Origin of the sequence: Streptomyces sp. NPDC059256 (genome assembly GCF_042753785.1) — a bacterium.
Classification (GTDB): Bacteria; Actinomycetota; Actinomycetes; order Streptomycetales; family Streptomycetaceae; genus Streptomyces.
Window position 1 is genome coordinate 338,927 of record NZ_JBHYZO010000003.1, and the last position, 17,733, is coordinate 356,659.

The following is a 17,733-nucleotide window of genomic DNA, read 5'->3' on the forward strand; positions in this document are numbered from 1 at the left end:
CCGGCCACCCGGCCTGGCGACGCCGACCCCCGGCTCCGGGAGGTGCATCGCCCCGCCGCTGCCGTGCTCCTGCGCGCCGGCTTCCGCCGCGGCTCGGGATCTGCTCTTGGACGCGGTCTCGTCGTCCGGCATCCCGCCCCCTCTCACCGGTACTCCGAAAGCCTGCGGTTGATGCCGATGACGGCGCCGGCAGCGCCCAGGGCCCCGAGTGCAGCGGCGCCGAGGGGCAGCCCGCTCAGGGCGTCCCGCCCATCACGTGCGGCGCTGGTGAACTCGTCCTGCTCGTGCGCCAGCGCCTTCGCGAGGGCCGCGTCCACCCGGTCGAACGACTCCCCGGTGGAGTCCTTCGCACCGATGACCTTGGCCAGCGCGCCGTCGTAGTCGCCCGACTTGTCGGTGGTGCTCGCCGCCCGGTGCCGGTCCTGCCACTGGGCGACGCTCGTCGTCGCGGCCTCGACCGGATCGCGCCCCTCGCTGTCATCGGCGAGGGACTTCGCCCGGCTCAGGCCGTCGTTGAGCTTGACCATTCCCGCGCCGTACTCGGACTCGTACTTGTCGCGCTTGCCGTCGTCGGTGAGGACCGCGCCCCGGGCGACCAGGGTGAGGTTCTCGTTGGCCCGGGCCTTGAGCGAGCTGATCCGTGCGTCGTTGAGGACCTTCAGGGAGCGCTGGCCGTGCTCGCGCGCCTCGTTCAACTGGGCGCGGGCCACCGAGTGCCCCACGGCGAGCCACAGCAGGACCACGGTGGCGGCGGCCGTCGCCGCCAGCAGTCCCTGGTTGAAGACGCGGTTGGTCCGGCGGTAGAGACGGTGCTGGGTCCAGGCGAGCGCGCCGAGGGCCAACAGCCCCAGGGAGACGGAGAGCACCGGCCAGAACCGGGCGTCCTCGTCGTCCCTGTCGAGGCGGGCGCTCTCGGCGTCGTACAACTTCTGCGCGGCGGGGAGCAGGACCTTGCTCATCTGCTCGTTTGCGAAGCGCAGATACGCACCGCCGAGGGGCAGCCCCTGCCGGTTGTAGGCGCGTGCCGTCTCCACTCGGCCGGTGTAGAGCGGAAGCTGTTCGTTCAGCGTGGCTATCTGTCGGCCGGACTCGCTGGTGCCGTCCGTGTGGGTGGCGGCCTTGATGAGGAGTCGGGAGGCGACCGCGATGTCCTTCTCGTACCGCTCGCGGACCCCGGCGGGCTCGGCGCCCGAGCCGGCGAGGAAGCCGCTCGACGCGGCAGTGTCCGCATCGGCCAGGGAGCGGTAGACGGATGCGGCGTCCGCGCTCAACGGCTGGCTGCGGCTGACGACATCATCAGCAGCCTCGGCGCGGTCCGTGATCTCGAAGGCCGTGACGGTGCCGAAGACGACCACCAGCGCCGCCAGGACGGCACCCATGATCCTCAGTCGTCCCGGTTCGGTGGTCGCCGCCGAACGCAGCCGATCCGCCGCGATGGCCACGGCGCCACGGGACGCCGGTGCACCACCGGTCGGAACCTGCCCCGCGGTGCTCCCGGGCGGCTGCGCGGGCGTCGACGCCGGAGCCGGCTGGACGGGCATGCGCTGCCCGGTCTGCGGCTGTGTCACCTGACCTCCCCCTCGGTCGCTGACATCGGCCCGCTCCCCAGCGGGTCGGAGAGTGCCCCCGGCCAGCAGTATGGCCGCGATGACGGACAATCACAGCTAGATTGACTGGATCTTGTGTATGTGGCAATGGATCGTGCCGTACCGACTCGGGGCCTCACCCTGAATACGCTCCTCGGCAGTGATCGGTTCCCTGTCGGCCGCTTGCATCGGGGACACGTGCCGCTCGCTCACCCCACCGAGCGACGGCCCGCACGTCGTCGCCCGTTCCCACTCCCGTGCGAGCTTCGCCCCGCCTGCCTCAACGCCCCCAGCGGTTACGGAGTCGCTGGCGGCTCACGAGGCGCACCGGCACGCGTGGCGCACCGGCCCACCGGCTGACCGCGATACGGGCCGCCGCCGCCATCGGATCGGCCCCCAACCGCGAAGGGCGAGCCCCTACCTTCGTTGACCTGCATGGATGTGGGGCACCGACATGAAGTCGGTCGGGTTCCCCGTCCACCATCGGACCGGGAACCCGACCTGACTCGACGTCGAACGCCAAGTGGATGGCTGTGTACTTACATGTAAGAGGCGCGCAGTTTCGTCCGTGCAGCCGCTGGTGCGCCCAACCGGTCCAGGCCGAAGAGGGCCGCTCCCAGTACCGGCGGTGCGGTCACCACGCGGATCACTGCCTTCGGCGCCTTCTCTGCCATCAGAGCGGCGATCTGACCGTCCAACTCCGGATGGCGGGCCGCGACCACGGATCCACCCAGCAGCACCGGCACCTCCTCCTCCAACAGTCCCAACTTGGCCAGGGCCACTGTCGACATGACAACGATCTCCTCCGCCTGTCTGCGCACCAGCGAGCGCGCCACGGGATCGCCGTCGGCGCTGGTTGCGAAGAGCACGGGTACGACCTCGTGCCGACGCGCCTCGGGGATGTTCTTCCGGTGCAGCGCCTCGATCAGTGCGTACATGGAGTCCAGCCCGAAGTGCGCCGGAAGGGTTCGGGCCAGGGCGGTCGGCTCACCGCGTCCGTCCTCGGCCCGGGCCGCGTGCCACATCGCCTCGTCCGACAGCCCCCCGCCCCCGCCCCAGTCACCGGAGATCTTCCCGATCGCGGGGAAGCGGACGGTCCGGCCGTCGGGCAGCATGCCGGCGCAGTTGATGCCCGCACCGCACACGACGGCCACACCGCGCGGCTCGTCCACCCCCGCCCGCAGTACCGCGAAGGTGTCGTTGCGCACCTCGGCAGTGGGGGCCCAGCCGCGCAGGAGGATGGCCGCGGCCAACTCCGCCTCCTCCACCGGCAGATCGGCGTTGGCCAGACATGCGGAGACGTGCTCGACGGGGCCGAGGTCCGCCCGTTGTGCACGGGCGGTGGCCAAGGCTTCGTCGACCGCGGAGCCCAGCACGTCGAGCGCCGCGTCGACACCCACCAGGGGCGGCTGGAACCCGCCTCCCCGCGCGGTCGCGAGGACGGAACCGTCCGCCGCGACCAGGGCGACGTCCGTCTTGCTGTTGCCCGCGTCGATCGCGAGGACCGGCCCGGTCCCGCTCGTCGACCGCGCAGTGATCACGCCCACGTCAGGTGCTCACGGTTGTGCGCGATGAGCTTGTCGGTGAGTGCCTCGGCGTACTCGTACTGCCCGATCAGGGGGTGTGACAACAGCGTCCTGAAGACGCGGTCGCGCCCGCCGTGCAGCGCGGCGTCCAGGGCCAGTTGTTCATAGGCCGTGACCTGAGCGATCAGTCCCGAGTACAGGGGGTCGAGCGGTGGCACGGGCAGCGGGGTGGCGCCCTGGGAGTCGACGGCGGCCTGTACCTCGATCACCGCGTCATCGGGCAGGAACGGCAGGGTGCCGTTGTTGAGGGTGTTCACCACCTGGTGCGGGCTGCCCCCGCCGCCGAGGAGGGCCGCGGCGAGATCGACGGCGGCCTCCGAGTAGAAGGCCCCGCCGCGCTTGGCGAGCAGTTCCGGCTTGGTGTCCAGTGCCGGGTCCGCGTACATCCGGAGGAGCTCGCTCTCCATGGCGGCGACCTCCGCGGCCCTGGAGGGCTTGGTCGCGAGTTCCCGGACGACCTCGTCATGGGCGTAGAAGTAGCGCAGGTAGTACGAGGGCACGACACCGAGGCGGTCGAGCAGGGGCCGCGGCAACTGGATGTTCCCCGCGATGGCCTCGCCGTGCTCGGCCAGCAGTTTGGGCAGGACGTCCTCGCCCCGGGGGCCGCCGATGCGCACCCCGGTCTCCCAGGTCAGATGGTTGAGGCCGACGTGGTCCAGATGGACGTTGGACGGGGTGGTGTCCAACATCGCCGCGAACTTCCGCTGGAAGCCGATCGCGACGTTGCACAGCCCCACCGCCTTGTGACCGGCTTGGAGGAGCGCACGGGTGACGATGCCGACCGGGTTGGTGAAGTCGATGATCCATGCGTTGGGGTTGGTGCGCCGCACGCGCTCGGCGATGTCCAGGACCACGGGAACGGTTCGCAGGGCCTTGGCGAGACCGCCGGCCCCGGTGGTCTCCTGGCCGATGCACCCGCATTCCAGCGGCCAGGTCTCGTCCTGTTGGCGGGCGACCTGTCCGCCGACGCGGAGCTGGAGCAGCACCGCATCGGCGTCGGCGACGCCCGCGTCCGTGTCGGTGGTCGTGACGATCCTGCCGTCGTGACCCTGGCGCGCGAAGATGCGCCGCGCGAGACCGCCGACGAGTTCAAGACGCTCGGCATCGGGGTCGATCAGTACGAGCTCGCTGACGGGCAGGGTGTCCCTCAGCCTGGCGAAGCCGTCAATCAACTCGGGGGTATAGGTGGACCCGCCACCAACGACTGCGAGCTTCATCAAATTTCTAGCCTTTCACTCCGGTCAATGTGACACCCTCGACGAACGCTTTCTGGGCGAAGAAGAACACGAGGATCACGGGGGCCATGACCATGACGGTCGCGGCCATCGTGAGATTCCAGTCGGTGTGGTGCGCTCCCTTGAACGACTCCAGACCGTAACTGAGGGTCCAGGCGCCCGGGTTCTCGGACGCGTAGATCTGCGGGCCGAAGTAGTCGTTCCAGGCGAAGAAGAACTGGAACAGGGCCACTGCGGCGATTCCGGGTTTGGCCATCGGCAGGATCACCTTGAGCAGGATGCGCAGTTCACCGCAGCCGTCCACCCGCGCCGCATCCAGATACTCGCTCGGAATGGTCAGCAGGAACTGGCGTAGCAGGAAGATGGCGAATGCATCCCCGAAGGCCATGGGGATGATCAGTGGCCACAGACTTCCCGCGAGGTCCAGTTCCTTCGCCCAGAACAGGTACATCGGGACGATGATCACCTGTGGTGGCAGCATCATCATCGAGATGACGAGCATCATGGCGAGCCGCTGTCCACGGAATCGGAACTTGGCGAGTGCATACGCCACGGGGATGGACGAGACAACCGTCAGGACGGTCCCCAGCCCCGCGTAGACCAGGGTGTTCCGCCACCAGGTCAAGAAGCCCGGTGTATCCAGCACCTTGGTGTAGTTCCCCCACTCCCAGGTGGTGGGGATGAGATCGCGGGTCAGCGTCTGTTGACTGCCCATCAGTGAGGTGAGCACGACGAAGACGAACGGGAGCACGAAGAACAGGGCGGCGGCCACCCCCAGCGAATGCACCGCTATCCAGTGCAGGAGCGCTTTGCGGCGGGCGGTGCGGTGCGCCGGTGTCAGTGGTGCTTTCGGGGGTGCGGGGGAGCGTTCCTTGAGCGGGACGGCCATGGTCAGTCACCCACCCGAATCAGTCCGCCCCGACTGCGCATCAAGAACGCGGTGAAGAGCATTGACAGTCCAAACAGTACGAGTGCGATCACGGCAGCCGCTCCGTAGTCGAAGCGCTGGAATCCGGCGTTGTAGATGATCTGCGGCAGGGTCAGCGTGGACTTGTCCGGATAGCCGGGCTCGAACTGCTGTCCGCTGCCCCCGATCACACCGGATGCGACCTTTCCGGCCACGAGCGGTTGGGTGTAGTACTGCATTGCCTGGATCACACCCGTGACGACTGCGAACAGGATGATGGGGGAGATGTTCGGCAGGGTGATGAACCGGAACTGCTGCCACGGTGAGGCTCCGTCCAGTTTCGACGCCTCGTACTGCTCCTTGGGCACGTCGAGCAGCGATGCCATGAAGATCACCATAAGATCGCCGATTCCCCAGACGGCGAGGATGGTGAGGGCGGGCTTTGACCAGGTGGGGTCGGTGAACCAGCCTGGGGCCGAAATCCCGAAGGACTCCAGAATGGAGTTCACGGGTCCGGTACCGGGGTTGAGCAGGAACACGAACGCCAGCGTGGCCGCGACAGGCGGGGCGAGATAGGGCAGGTAGTAGAGGGTGCGGAAGACTCCGGCACCCGTCTTTATCTTGGTGATCAGCAGTCCGATGCCGAGCCCGAAGGCGACGCGACAGGTGACTGCCACCAGGACGAGCCAGAGCGTGTTCTGTACGGCCGGCCAGAACAACGGATAGTCGTTGAAGACATAGGTCCAGTTGTCCAAGCCGTCATAGACGGGTGGACGGATGCCGTCGTACTTCATGAACGAGAAGTACACGGTCGAGATCAGCGGATAGGCGAAGAAGACGCTGAAGCCGATCAACCAGGGCGAGAGGAAGGCCGCGGTTCGAAGCGCCGCTCTGCGGCGCTTCGAACGCAGGGTGTACGTGGTCATCGCGGTGTCGTCCCGCTCACTTCAGCTTCGCGATGTCGGTGTCGATCTGCCGGGCCGCCTTTTCCAGACCGGCCTGGAGGTCCTTCACCTTCCCCGCCTCGTACTGGTAGGCCAGGTCCTGGAGGGTCGTGTGGTAGGCGCCGCCGTCGATGTTGGCCGGGCTCGTGTTGGACTTGGGGTGCTGGGCGATGTCGATGAACGTCTTGAATGCGGGGTCGAACTTCAGGTCAGGGGACTTCAGTGCATCGATCGTCGACGGCACATTGCGGATCCCATTGGAGAAGGCCACCACGGCGGCGGTGTCCGTGGTCATGTACTTCACCAGTTCCCACGCGGCGTTCTTCTTCTTGCTCGTGGACGCGATGCCGATGATCGTGCCCGCCAGATAGCCCTTGCCGTAGTCGGCCACCTGGTCATCGGCCACGGGGAGCGGTGCGGTGCCGATGTCGAACTTCACCCCGGAGTCCTTGGCCATGCCCAACCGCCATTCGCCGTCGAGCTGCATGGCGACCTGACCGGTGTGGAACGGGTGCTTGGCACCCCATTCATCGCCGAAGGTATTGCGGTACTTCTCCAGCTTCGCATAGCCGCCCAGCTTGTCGACGAGACCCTTCTGATAGGTCATCATCCGGGCGAATGCGGGGTCCTTTGCGACGTTCGACTTGCCGTTCGCGTCGAAGTAGGTCGGTGACCACTGCGAGAGGTAGTGCGAGTTGGTCGTCTCGTAACCGTGGTAGTTCGGCATGAAGCCGAGTTGTTGATAGCCGGCGCCCTTGGGCTTGGTCAGCTTCTGCGCGACCTTCTCGAACTCGCTCCAGGTCTTGGGGGGTGCGGTGATGCCGGCCGCCTTGAAGGCGTCCTTGTTGTAGTAGAGGCCGTAGGCGTCGCTCAGGAGGGGCAGCGAGCACTGATTGCCCTCGAACTGCGTGTAGTCGAGAAGCGGCTTGTAGAACACCTTCGCGGGGTCGATGTTCGACTTCTTGAGGTATTCGTTGAGATCGACGAACGCACCCGACGAGCAGAATTGGCCGACCGTGGTGGTGGAGAAGGAGGAGACGACGTCCGGGGCGCTGGAGCCGCCCGCGCGCAGCGCTTGGTTGATCTTGTCGTCGGTCATATTGCCGACGATCTTCACCTTGATGTTCTTGTGGGTCGCTTCGAAGCGCTTGACGTTCTCCTGGACCGCCTTGACTTCGCTGGGGGCCGACCAGCCGTGCCAGAAGGTGAGCGTGGTGTTGGCCTTGGGGTCGTCCTGGGCCTCGTTCTCGGACGATCCGGTGCAGGCCGAGGCCATGAGGGCGATCGCCGCGGTGGCGGCGAGTGCCGTTGCTGCTTTGCGCGTGCGTATGGACATGGCGTTGTCTCCCTGTGTGGGGTGAGGGACGAGTGGTGCCTGTCGGTGCTGACGGTCTTACCTGTGGGGCTCTTGGTGCTGGTGTGGTCGTGTTGAGGGCGCACTCGATGGGTGGGAGCCCATCGGTGTGGTGCAGCGTTGGTGTGTTGGGGGAGTTTTGAGCGGTGCTGTGCGGTCCTCAGCGGGAGGTGTCGAAGACCTCGTCCCGAGTGGTGGCCAGGGCGCTCTCCAGCGCCCCTCGCAACACCGGGCGTTCCCTGACCGCTCCCAGCACCAGCCGGGGCCTGGATGCGGCGAGTTCGGTCAGTTCCGCGTGCACCCGGGCGCGCAGTGGTTCTCCACCGGCGGCGATGGCCTCGCCGGAGAGCACGATGAGTTCGGGGTCGAACAGGGCGACCATGGAGGCGAGTCCGGTGGCGAGCGCCGTGGCGTAGGCGTCGAGGAAGCTCCGGTAGGGGCCCGAGCGGGCCTCGGCGGCCCGTGCCACCAGGGCGCTGGCGACCTCCGTGTAGCGGCCCTGCCCGATGCGCTTGACGCCGGCCTCACGGGCCAGTTTGGGCAACGCCTGGGCTCCGGCGAGCTCTTGGAAGCCGCCGCCGTTGGTCTTGGCGACCCGGCGCATCAGCGGCGTCCCGGGCACCGGGAGGAAGCCCACTTCGCCCGCCCCGCCGGTGAAGCCACGGTGGAGCCGCCCGTTGATGACGACCGCGCCCCCCAACCCCTCCTCGTTCCACAGGAGCAGGAAGTCCTCATGGCCCCGGCCGGCTCCGAGCCGCTGCTCGGCCACGGCGACGAGGTTGACGTCGTTCTCGTACTCGACGGGCATGGGGAGTTCGGCGGCCAACTCGTCCAGGAGCGCGGGGGAGTGCCAGCCGGGGAGGTGGGAGGCGTACCGCAGTCGTCCGGTGGACGGGTCGAAGGCGCCCGGGGTGCCGATGACGGCCCGATGGATGTCGCTGCGGGTCAATCCCGCGTCCTTCACCGCCCCGTCGAGCGCCTCGGCGACCTGGCGCACGACGCTCACGGCGCGGCGGCCCGGGGTGGGAAGTTCGAACTCGCTCACCACGGCGCCGGTGAGATCGGCGACGGCGGCCCGGATGCGCAACGGGGTGACGTCGAGGGCCGCGGCGTACGCGGCCCTTCCGTTGATCGCGTACAGCTGGGCGCTCGGGCCGGGGTTGCCGACGGTGGTGCCGGTCGTGATGACGAGGCCGGCGGCCTCCAGCCGGGCCAGCAGTTGGGAGGCGGTGGGTTTGGAGAGCCCCGTCAGCTTGCCGATCTTGGCGCGGGACAGGGGTCCGTGTTCGAGCAGGAGGTCGAGCGCGGTGCGGTCGTTCATGGCGCGGAGTACCCGCGGGGTTCCGGGGATGGTTCCAGGAGGAACGGCCACGGCGGATGCACCTTTCCCTTCGACTGTCGATGTGCCCAGGGATTGTTAGTAAAGTTTCCTATCCGGTGAGGAAACTAGGTGCTTGCCGGGGACGCGTCAATGCCCCGTACGTGGGGCAACCAATCCGTTATCTCGCGCGCTCGGGGGTCTGCAATTCTGACAGGTACCTGACCGATTGGGGCGGCTGGGCCTCGGAACGCGGGGGTGCGTCACTCGGGCGAGGCGCCTTGACTGGATTCGGTCGGCCGATGCCCAGCGGCGTGCGCCCGGGCTGCGGAAGCCATTGCACCGCTGTGAGCAGCCCGGCTTCTTGATCAGGAGTTGCCCGATCGGATGGCGGCCCATCACGCGGTGGTCGTTGGTCCCCGCGTCAGTTCGACCGGAACTCGACCCGGCACCGGTCCGTACGTTCCCGGCCAGCCCGCCCGAAGAACGGCCGAAGTCGTTCGAGAGCTGTCCCCGGACCCTCGTCGTCACCGTTTCGGGTGCGATCGGTCGGTACGCCGTCCTCGGTGACGGACGGCTGTCGGTGTGCCGGGTCTACTTCGTCAGATTGGTCGGCGGCTGGATCGGCGCCGCGGCCATGGACTGCGGTGACAGGGGGTTCGCCAGGGCGGAGGGCGCAGCCATCGAGGCCGCCGGATCGGGCCCGGCGCCTTCCTCCACGGCCAGGGGCAGCCCGCCGACGATCCGGATGCCCGCAGCGTCGAACGCCTGCTTGATCCGCCAGCGCAGTTCCCGCTCCACCCCGAGGGCCTTGCCCGGCATGGTCTTGGCGGCCACACGGACCGTCATGGAGTCCAGCAGCACTTCGGTCAGACCCAGGGTCTCGACCGGCCCCCACAGCTGCTCGTTCCAGGGCTCCGCCTTCGCGAGTCCGTCGGCCACCTCGCCGATGACCGAGCGGACCCGTTCCAGATCCTCCGACGGGCGGACCGTGACATCGACCGTCGAGGTCGCCCAACCCTGGCTGAGGTTGCCGATCCGCTTGATCTCCCCATTGCGCACGTACCAGATCTCGCCGTCGTCGCCGCGCAGCTTGGTGACCCGCAGGCCCACCTCGATCACCTCGCCGGACGCCACCCCGGCATCCACCGAGTCACCCACTCCGTACTGGTCCTCCATGATCATGAAGACTCCGGAGAGGAAGTCCGTCACCAGGTTGCGCGCACCGAATCCGATCGCGACACCCGCCACACCGGCCGACGCCAGCAGGGGGGCGAGGTCGATCTTGAAGGCGCCGAGGATCATCAGACCCGCGGTGCCGAGGATCAGGAAGGACGCCACGGACCTGAGGACCGAACCGATGGCCTCCGAGCGCTGCCGCCGCCGTTCGGCATTGACCAGCAGCCCACCGATCGTGGTGCCCTCGACGGCATCGGCGGAACGGTTCATCCGCGCTATCAACCGGGTCAGTGCACGCCGCACGAACATCCGCAGCACCAGGGCGACGATGATGATCAGGGTGATCCGGAGGCTGGTGTTCAGCCAGGTGGACCAGTTCTGCTCCACCCAGCCCGCGGCGTCCTCCGCCTGCTTGGCCGCCTCGTCGAAGGAAACCGGTGCCGACGGCGGAGCCGAGGGGTCGGCGGCCAACAGGGCGGACAGCGTGAGCGGGGTCACGTGGGGGGACCTCCAGGGCAGGGGATGGGGCTGACCAACCACCCTAACGGGGCATCCCGCACGTCCCGCTGTGATGTTCGAGGGAGAGACCGGACTCACCTGGGGATGAATCGTGCAGGCCAGTCGTTGCGCAGGTAGTCCTCTTGGGGTGTGGTTCAAAACACTCCGAGCCCGTTACGGCTACGTGGTGGCGCTCGGACCTGGCCTGAGGAGAGACTGAGAGCAGATCGTCCCGGCGCGAGCCACGCGCCGCCGGCGTACAAGGAGGCAGCCACAGTGCCGCATGTCCTGGTCCTCAATGCGTCGTACGAGCCGCTCGGCGTCGTACCGCTCCGCCGCGCGCTCGTCCTCGTCCTGGAGAACAAGGCCCTCTGCCTAGAGGAGTCCGGCGCCTTTATGCACAGCGAGACCCGTGTCATCGCCGCACCCAGCGTCGTTCGGCTGAAGCGGTTCGTCCGAGTGCCCTACCGGGGGCCCGTTCCCCTCACCCGTAAAGCGCTCTTCGCCCGTGACGGCGGGCGCTGCATGTACTGCGGTGGCGTCGCAACCAGCGTCGACCACGTCATTCCGCGCAGCCGCGGTGGACTACACGTATGGGACAACGTCGTGGCGGCCTGCCGCCGCTGTAATCACGTCAAGGCCGATCGGCATCTGCGCGAGCTGGGGTGGCGGCTGCGCCATCAGCCCGAGCCGCCGAGCGGCCTCGCCTGGCGAATCATCGGCACGGGCCATCGGGACCCGCGCTGGCTGCCCTATCTGCAACCGTTTGGCGCTGAGGATGCGATGGCTCGGATAGACGGCATCTCTGCCTGACATCGGAGCCATTTTTCATGGTCCGGCTCCTTCGGGAGATCGGCGCCCCGCCCGGTCGGTCGTTCATCGCCGACCGGGTCCTTGTGGTGTTCGAGCCCCACTGCCCTGCTGAACCCGCGCTGCCCGCTCGACCCGGACCGCCGTGCCGACACCCGGCCTGCGGCGCGCCCGCTCGACCCGCTGCGTTGCGCCCGAGCGGCGGTTCCTCCACCGTCCAGCAGTGCCCATGGCCGACCCTCGCGGCCCGCCGCCAGCCATCAGCCACGGTGAGCCCGCCATGGCTGCGCGCGCACCGCCTCACGGCTGTGCGATGGCGTACGCCTCCACCGACCACAGCGAGTATCCGAACCGCGTGCCCCGCTGATCACCCTGGACCCGTATGAAACGCACCTCTTCCCTGCTGTCCATCCGTACCGCCTCCCGGCCACCGCGTCCGCCGGCGACCGTCGCGGCGGTACGCCAGGTGCGGCCGTCCGTCGAGACCTGGATGCGGTACTTGGCGGCGAAGGCGTCCTGCCAGTGGAGCACCACCTGACCCACCCGGGCGGGCGCTGCCAGCTGGACCTGCCACCAGGCGCCGTCCTCGGCCGGGGACGACCAGCGCGTCTTCGGATCACCGTCGATCGCGGCCGTCGCGGGGAAGTCCGCGGTCTCGTCCGCCGACGAAAGTGCCGCTGCCCCCGGTGTGCGCGCGAGATCCGGCCCGGCGGTCGCGGGGAAGGCCCGTACGGTCAGCATCTGCACCTGGCCCGCGAAGGAGAGCGGCACCTGGTACTCGCCGGCCGGGGCGTCCTTGGGCACCGAGACGGTCACGGCCACCTGGGTACGCACCCCCCGGGGCACGGATGTCTGCCGGGGGACGGTCACCTTGATCCCCTTGGGCGCCCGGGCGGTCAGCGCACCGCGCACCTCACCGGGACGGTGCGGGGTCAGCTGCACGAGGGCCTGCTGGGGCGCGCCCCCGATCTCCACGTCCAACCGGTCCTGTACGAGTTCGAGACCGGCGGCTGCCTCATCGGAGAACCAGGGCACCAGCCCGCGCACGGCCACCGGGGCACTGCCCTGCGGAATGACCCGTACCGCGTCGGCCACCATCCCGCGCGTGTCCACCTGGGTCCAGCCATCGGATGAGAGGGCACCGATGGGCTGCCATCCCTCTCCGGGCACATGGGCCTCAAGCCAACCGGGACCCGTATCGAGGTCGGCCATGGCCACGACGGCGGTGAGCGGGCGGGCCCGCCCGAACTGCACGCCGTCCTGCCCGGTGGCCTGCTTGAACCGGTTGGTTCCGGTCCATGCTGCCCCCTCCTTCGCGGCCCGGTCCAAGAAGGGGTTCAGCACGCCCTTGCCCACCGTGGCCTTGCTCGACGCCAGTTCCTTGCGGAGGGACTCCAGGGCGAGCGAGGCCCGCCAGGCGCGCGGCCCATCGCCGAGCTGCTGCGCCTGCAACATGTCCACGGAGAGCTCACCTGCCCTGCCGTACCGGGCGAGCTGCTCCAACCAGGGCCGCACCTCGTCGTCGAGGCGTCCGTCGGCAGGGCCCTTGAGGGATTCCTGTACCTGGCGCATCACGGTGAACTTGGCCCGCAGATCGGTCGCCGCCCGGTTGCGAGCTGCCGTGTCCGTCCCCGTCCGAGCACGCCAGAAGGCATCGAAGAGGGGTTCGAGATAGCCCGATTCGGACGGGTTCAAGATCGACGAGGCGTGGTTGCCCGCCAGGGCGGCGAGGGCTTCTCTGGTCCGTGGATCGCCACCGGCCAGATCCGATATCGCGGCCTGCCAGGACTCGTCGGGACGGTATCCGCGGGGGTTCCAGGCGAAGTCCGCGGCGGTGAACAGCGGGATGCGTGATGCCGCGGCCTGCTCCATCGCGTTGGCGAGCAGTGCGCTGGAACCGGTGGCGACGGCGGGTTCGCGGCCGGTGTAGGGGCCGAGGAAGATGCGGTCCTGCGCGTAGTCGTTGACCGGATAGTTGTCCATCGTCACCAGGGGGTGCTGAAACGCCTCGCGCGCTCCCGCCAACTCCCGCCCGGTGATCGTCCGCGGCACCACGCCCACACCCGTCCAGGCCACCTGCACCCGGCCGTCCAACTGGTCGGCGAGCGTGCTCCGGTAGCTGGTGACACCGTCCTGGTAGAACTCGGTCGGCATCAGTGACAGTGGCTCGGCCTCCGGATAGCGCTCGGAGAGGTGCCGGGCGATCGCGTCGGCCACCCGGGCGTGTGCCGTCGCCGCCGCCTTCGGTCCGGAGCCGAACACCTCGACGTCCTTGTCACAGTGCCACTCGCTGTAGCTGACGTCCTGGAACTGGAGTTGGAAGGCGCGTACGCCGAGCGCCCACATGGCGTCGACCTTGCGGATCAGGGCCTTCACATCACGGTCGTCGGCCAGGCACATCGCCTGGGCGGGGGCGACCGCCCAGGCCAGCGTCACATGGTTGCGTCGAGCGCTCTCGGCCAGTTGCCGGAACTCCACCCGCTGGGCGGCGGGGTAGGGGTCGCGCCAGCGCGCCTGCCGGAAGGGATCGTCGCCGGGGGCGTAGAGGTACCGGTTCTGCTTGGTGCGACCCATGAAGTCGATCTGCGCCAGACGTTCCTGATGGCTCCAGGGCTGACCGTAGAACCCCTCCGTCATACCGCGCACCGCCGTGCCCGGCCAGTCCCGCACGAACGCCCCGGCGATGGTCGTCCCGCCCGCGGGGGTCTTGGCCCTGAGCTGACGCAGCGTCTGCACACCGTGGAAGAGACCGCTCTGACCGACGCCGTCGATCGCGATCGTTCCCCGGCCCTGGATCTGACCGACGCCGATCCGATAGCCGCCGGATGGCAGATCCGCCCGCTGGGGAGCGCGCAGGGCGCCCAGCGCGTCCTGGGCACCGGGACCGCCGATGTGGATGACGGGCCCACGACCCGGCAGGGCGGTGTAGAGCGTCTGGACACCTGATTCGCGCAGCAGGGTGTGGACCGAGGCGACGGCGTACGGATCGGTGCCCGGGGCGGCTATGACGGTGGCCTCGACGCCCAGCGGGACGGGTGGACCCGCGGCCCGGATCGACTGGGGGCGCGGCCAGACGGAGGGCAGGTTCGCATCCCCCTGCGGTTCCTCGGTGTTGCGAGCGGGGGCGCCGGGGTCGGTGGGGGCGGCGACGGCCCCCTGGGCACCACCGAGGAGGCCGCCGATCACCGCGACCGCGACGGCGGTGGCCGTACGCCTGCTGCGCGTGAGTCGCAACGCTGGTCCCCCCTCGTTCTGAGGTGCCATCGATCCCCTGATGTCACCGTTTGGTCTCGAAGCCCACCACCCGTGCGGGGAGGGTGTCAATGCGTGTGGTCGTTGTGTGCCTTTTGCCTGCCGAGCTGGGTGGTTCTGGGGCCCGAAGCAGGGCCTTCCGCGGTGGGGGAGGGGCGGTGAGCGCCTCGGACGAAGGGTGCTGGGAGGGGCGCCGACAGGGGCGGGCGGTAGGGGTGTCGGCAGGGTGCGCCCATGGCAGGCGCGCAACGGGACGGCCGTGCCGTACCGAGCCGTTCGGTCTCGCCCGTCGCGATGCGATGGCTTCCCGGCCGTCCCCTCCGGCCGCCAGCACCGCCAGCACCGCCAGCACCGCCAGCACCGCCAGCACGGCTGCCGAAGGCTGCCAGGGCCGCGGGTGAAGGTACGGAGAGCCGACCCGAGAAGTGCGGCGGGATCGGGAACCATGTGTGACGAAGGACACGTTGATCGATCGTAAGCGTCTCAAGCGACCTTCGCGGGGTAGGGGCCCCAAGGACTCGTTACCGCCAGTTATCGACTGATGGGAGTGTTCGTCATGGCTGCATCCGCCCACCTTCTGCTCTCCGCGCTCGCCCCCGTGCCCACCCTGCCCGAGCAGCTCCAGGCCGCGGAGCGCGCCTCGGAAGGACCCCGATCGAGCCAGCCCCACACCGCGCTCGGTCATCCCGGGAAACCCTCGGCGCCCGACGGCCAGGACGGCAAACCCTCGGGGCTGCGCCCCCTCCTCGGCATATCCTCCGGCCCCGCCCCCGGCCCGTACCTCAGTGAGCTGCCCGGTCCAGGACCGCTGACCAGCGAACCTCCGCTGCCCGACGCGGCGCCGCTCACCAGCGAACCGCCCCTCGCCTCCCTGACCCCGCTCACCAGCGAGCCGACCGCCGCGGCGATCACGGGAGGAGCCCAGTCCCCAGGAGTCTGAAGGAGCCCCATGGGCCTAGCCAGGCTCGCGGCGCTGCACGGCGTCGCGACCACCCATTCGCCCGGCTCGGGCGGGCCGGTGCCCGTTCCCGAGAGCACGATCGTCGCGGTACTGGCCGCCCTCGGCGTCGATGCGTCTGATCGCGCCGCGATCCATCGCGCACTGGATCGCGCCGAGTCCACCGCGGCCGATCGGCTCCTGCCCCCTACCGTGGTCCTCTGGCGGGCAGCCGCCGACGGTGGTGAGACGGCACCCATCGCCATCGAACCGCCGCCCGCCCTGGCCCAGCTGCCGCAAGGCACATCCCTCTGGGTCACCGCGGAGGGCGAAGCGAGCCCCACGTCCCGAGGCCCGGCCCCCGAGTGGAGCGCCCTGCCCTGCGGTGTCCACCGCCTCGGTGCCCGGACCCCCGACGGACGCAGCGCGCACGCCTGGCTGATCGTCGCCCCCTCCCGGGCTCCCGCCGTCCCACGGCGTTCCCACGGCTTCCTCGTCCAGCTGTACTCCCTGCTCTCCGAGCGTTCCTGGGGCATGGGCGACCTCGGTGACCTGGCCGAACTGGCGAGTTTGTCGGCCCATTCGCTGGGCGCGGACTTCCTCCAGGTCAACCCCCTCCACTCGGGCGTCCCCGCCGAGCCCGGGGCCGCGGCCGACCCCTCCCCGTACCGCCCGTCCTCGCGACTCTTCCCTGACCCCGTCCATCTGCGGATCGAGGACATCCCCGAGTACGCGTACGTCGTCGGCGCCGACCGGGCCCGGCTCGATCTGCTGGGCGACAAGGCCGCCCGACTGCGGGAAGCGGTCCTGGACAAGGGCGCCCTGATCGATCGCGACGCCGTGTGGGCGCTCAAGCGGTCCGCACTGGAGTCGGTGTTCCGGGTTCCGCTGGGCCCCGGGCGCCACGCCGACTACTGCGCCTTCCTCGCCGAGCGCGGCCAGGCGCTGGACGACCACGCCACCTGGTGCGCCCTCGCCGAGGTGCACGGCCCCGACTGGCGCTCCTGGCCCGAGGGGCTGCGCGATCCGCGCTCACCCGCCACCGGCAGGGCGCGGCACGAGTTGAGGGACCGGGCCGAGTTCCACTCCCGGGCGGCCTGGGTCACCGACCGACAGCTGATCGCCACCGCCCGGGCCGCACGCGAGGCGGACATGGCCGTCGGGGTGATCCATGACCTCGCGGTCGGTGTGCATCCGTGCGGTGCCGACGCCTGGGCACAGAGCGAGGTCTTCGCCGCGGGCATGTCGGTCGGCGCGCCGCCGGACGCCTTCAACGCGCGGGGCCAGGGCTGGGGGCTGCCGCCCTGGCGACCGGACGCGCTGGCCGCATCCGGCTACGCGCCCTTCCGCGAACTGCTGCGCGGGCTGCTCCGGTACGCGGGCGGAGTGCGGATCGACCATGTGATGGGGCTCTTCCGGCTCTGGTGGATCCCCGACGGCAGCCCACCCACGGACGGCACCTATGTGCGGTACGACGCCGAGGCGATGCTCGCCGTCCTCGTCCTGGAGGCGGACCGGGCGGGAGCGGTGGTCCTGGGCGAGGACCTCGGCACGGTCGAACAGGGCGTACGGGACGCACTGGAGCGCCGAGGGGTGTTGGGCACCTCCGTCCTCTGGTTCGAGCGCGACTGGGAGGCCGGTGGGCATCGACTGCCACCCCAGGAGTGGCGCGAAGGGTGTCTGGCCACCGCCACGACGCACGACCTGCCGTCCACCGCGGCCCGCCTCACCGGAAGCCAAGTGGATCTGCGGGATCGACTCGGACTGCTCACCGAGCCCGTGGAACGGGAACGTTCGCGAGAGCGGGCCGATGTCCATGGGTGGCTGCGCCTGTTCCAGGGGCTGGGGCTGCTCCCCGAGGGCGCACGGGACGAGGAGGGGCAGATCCGGGCGGTCCACCGCTTCTTGCTGCGGACCCCGGCCCGGCTCGTCGGGATCTGGCTGCCGGACACGGTGGGGGACCGTCGCCCGCAGAATCTGCCCGGCACCTGCGAGGAGTATCCGAACTGGCGGCTCCCCGTGGCCGATGCCGAGGGCCGCCCCATCACCCTGGAGGCGTTGGCGACCTCACCGCGGATGCATGCCCTGATGGAGGTCTTCTCCGACCGTCGAACACGGTGAGCTGAT

General features: G+C 69.4%; 12 protein-coding genes. 3 read left to right on the forward strand and 9 right to left on the reverse strand.

Going from position 1 to position 17,733, the window contains the following annotated elements; all coding sequences use genetic code 11:
• Positions 1 to 143: 143 nt before the first annotated feature.
• The 8 genes from ACFXJL_RS09505 to ACFXJL_RS09540 form a co-directional block, all read right to left on the reverse strand.
• A complete protein-coding gene (locus tag ACFXJL_RS09505) occupies positions 144 to 1,541 on the reverse strand; it encodes a hypothetical protein (protein WP_384632701.1) in 1,398 nt (465 codons plus the stop codon).
• A gap of 584 nt (positions 1,542 to 2,125) precedes the next feature.
• Positions 2,126 to 3,133 carry an N-acetylglucosamine kinase gene (locus ACFXJL_RS09510; protein ID WP_384690772.1) on the reverse strand — a complete coding sequence of 336 codons (1,008 nt, stop codon included), beginning with the start codon at positions 3,131 to 3,133 and terminating at the stop codon, positions 2,126 to 2,128.
• A complete protein-coding gene (locus ACFXJL_RS09515; RefSeq protein WP_384690775.1) occupies positions 3,124 to 4,389 on the reverse strand; it encodes a 6-phospho-beta-glucosidase in 1,266 nt (421 codons plus the stop codon). The genes ACFXJL_RS09510 and ACFXJL_RS09515 overlap by 10 nt, the downstream gene beginning before the upstream one ends.
• A gap of 7 nt (positions 4,390 to 4,396) precedes the next feature.
• Positions 4,397 to 5,296 (reverse strand): carbohydrate ABC transporter permease, encoded by a 900-nt coding sequence (locus ACFXJL_RS09520; protein ID WP_384632616.1) that lies wholly within the window; start codon positions 5,294 to 5,296, stop codon positions 4,397 to 4,399.
• A gap of 2 nt (positions 5,297 to 5,298) precedes the next feature.
• Complete coding sequence (locus ACFXJL_RS09525) at positions 5,299 to 6,240, reverse strand: carbohydrate ABC transporter permease (RefSeq protein ID WP_384632619.1); 942 nt, start codon at positions 6,238 to 6,240, stop codon at positions 5,299 to 5,301.
• Positions 6,241 to 6,256: 16 nt separating this feature from the next.
• The gene (locus ACFXJL_RS09530; RefSeq protein WP_358880839.1) at positions 6,257 to 7,594 is read right to left on the reverse strand and encodes an ABC transporter substrate-binding protein; all 1,338 of its coding nucleotides are present in this window, start codon (positions 7,592 to 7,594) and stop codon (positions 6,257 to 6,259) included.
• A 178-nt stretch (positions 7,595 to 7,772) separates the two neighbouring features.
• On the reverse strand, positions 7,773 to 8,933 hold the full coding sequence (locus tag ACFXJL_RS09535; protein ID WP_358880838.1) for an ROK family transcriptional regulator: 1,161 nt from the start codon (positions 8,931 to 8,933) through the stop codon (positions 7,773 to 7,775).
• 591 nt (positions 8,934 to 9,524) lie between these two features.
• Positions 9,525 to 10,607, reverse strand: coding sequence for a mechanosensitive ion channel family protein (locus ACFXJL_RS09540; protein WP_358880837.1), 1,083 nt, complete (start codon positions 10,605 to 10,607; stop codon positions 9,525 to 9,527).
• 276 nt (positions 10,608 to 10,883) lie between these two features.
• Between ACFXJL_RS09540 and ACFXJL_RS09545 the strand changes: the two genes are divergently transcribed.
• The gene (locus ACFXJL_RS09545) at positions 10,884 to 11,420 is read left to right on the forward strand and encodes an HNH endonuclease (protein ID WP_358880836.1); all 537 of its coding nucleotides are present in this window, start codon (positions 10,884 to 10,886) and stop codon (positions 11,418 to 11,420) included.
• Between the two features lie 297 nt (positions 11,421 to 11,717).
• Here ACFXJL_RS09545 and ACFXJL_RS09550 read toward each other — a convergent pair whose 3' ends face one another.
• Complete coding sequence (locus ACFXJL_RS09550; RefSeq protein WP_384632624.1) at positions 11,718 to 14,651, reverse strand: beta-N-acetylglucosaminidase domain-containing protein; 2,934 nt, start codon at positions 14,649 to 14,651, stop codon at positions 11,718 to 11,720.
• Between the two features lie 574 nt (positions 14,652 to 15,225).
• Here ACFXJL_RS09550 and ACFXJL_RS09555 point away from each other — a divergent pair.
• Both ACFXJL_RS09555 and malQ read left to right on the forward strand, forming a co-directional pair.
• Entirely contained in the window at positions 15,226 to 15,609 is a 384-nt protein-coding gene (locus tag ACFXJL_RS09555; protein ID WP_358880834.1) for a hypothetical protein, read from the forward strand.
• Between the two features lie 9 nt (positions 15,610 to 15,618).
• Positions 15,619 to 17,727, forward strand: a complete 2,109-nt coding sequence (gene malQ, locus ACFXJL_RS09560) for a 4-alpha-glucanotransferase (protein WP_384690781.1) — start codon at positions 15,619 to 15,621, stop codon at positions 17,725 to 17,727.
• The last annotated feature ends 6 nt before the right edge of the window (positions 17,728 to 17,733 follow it).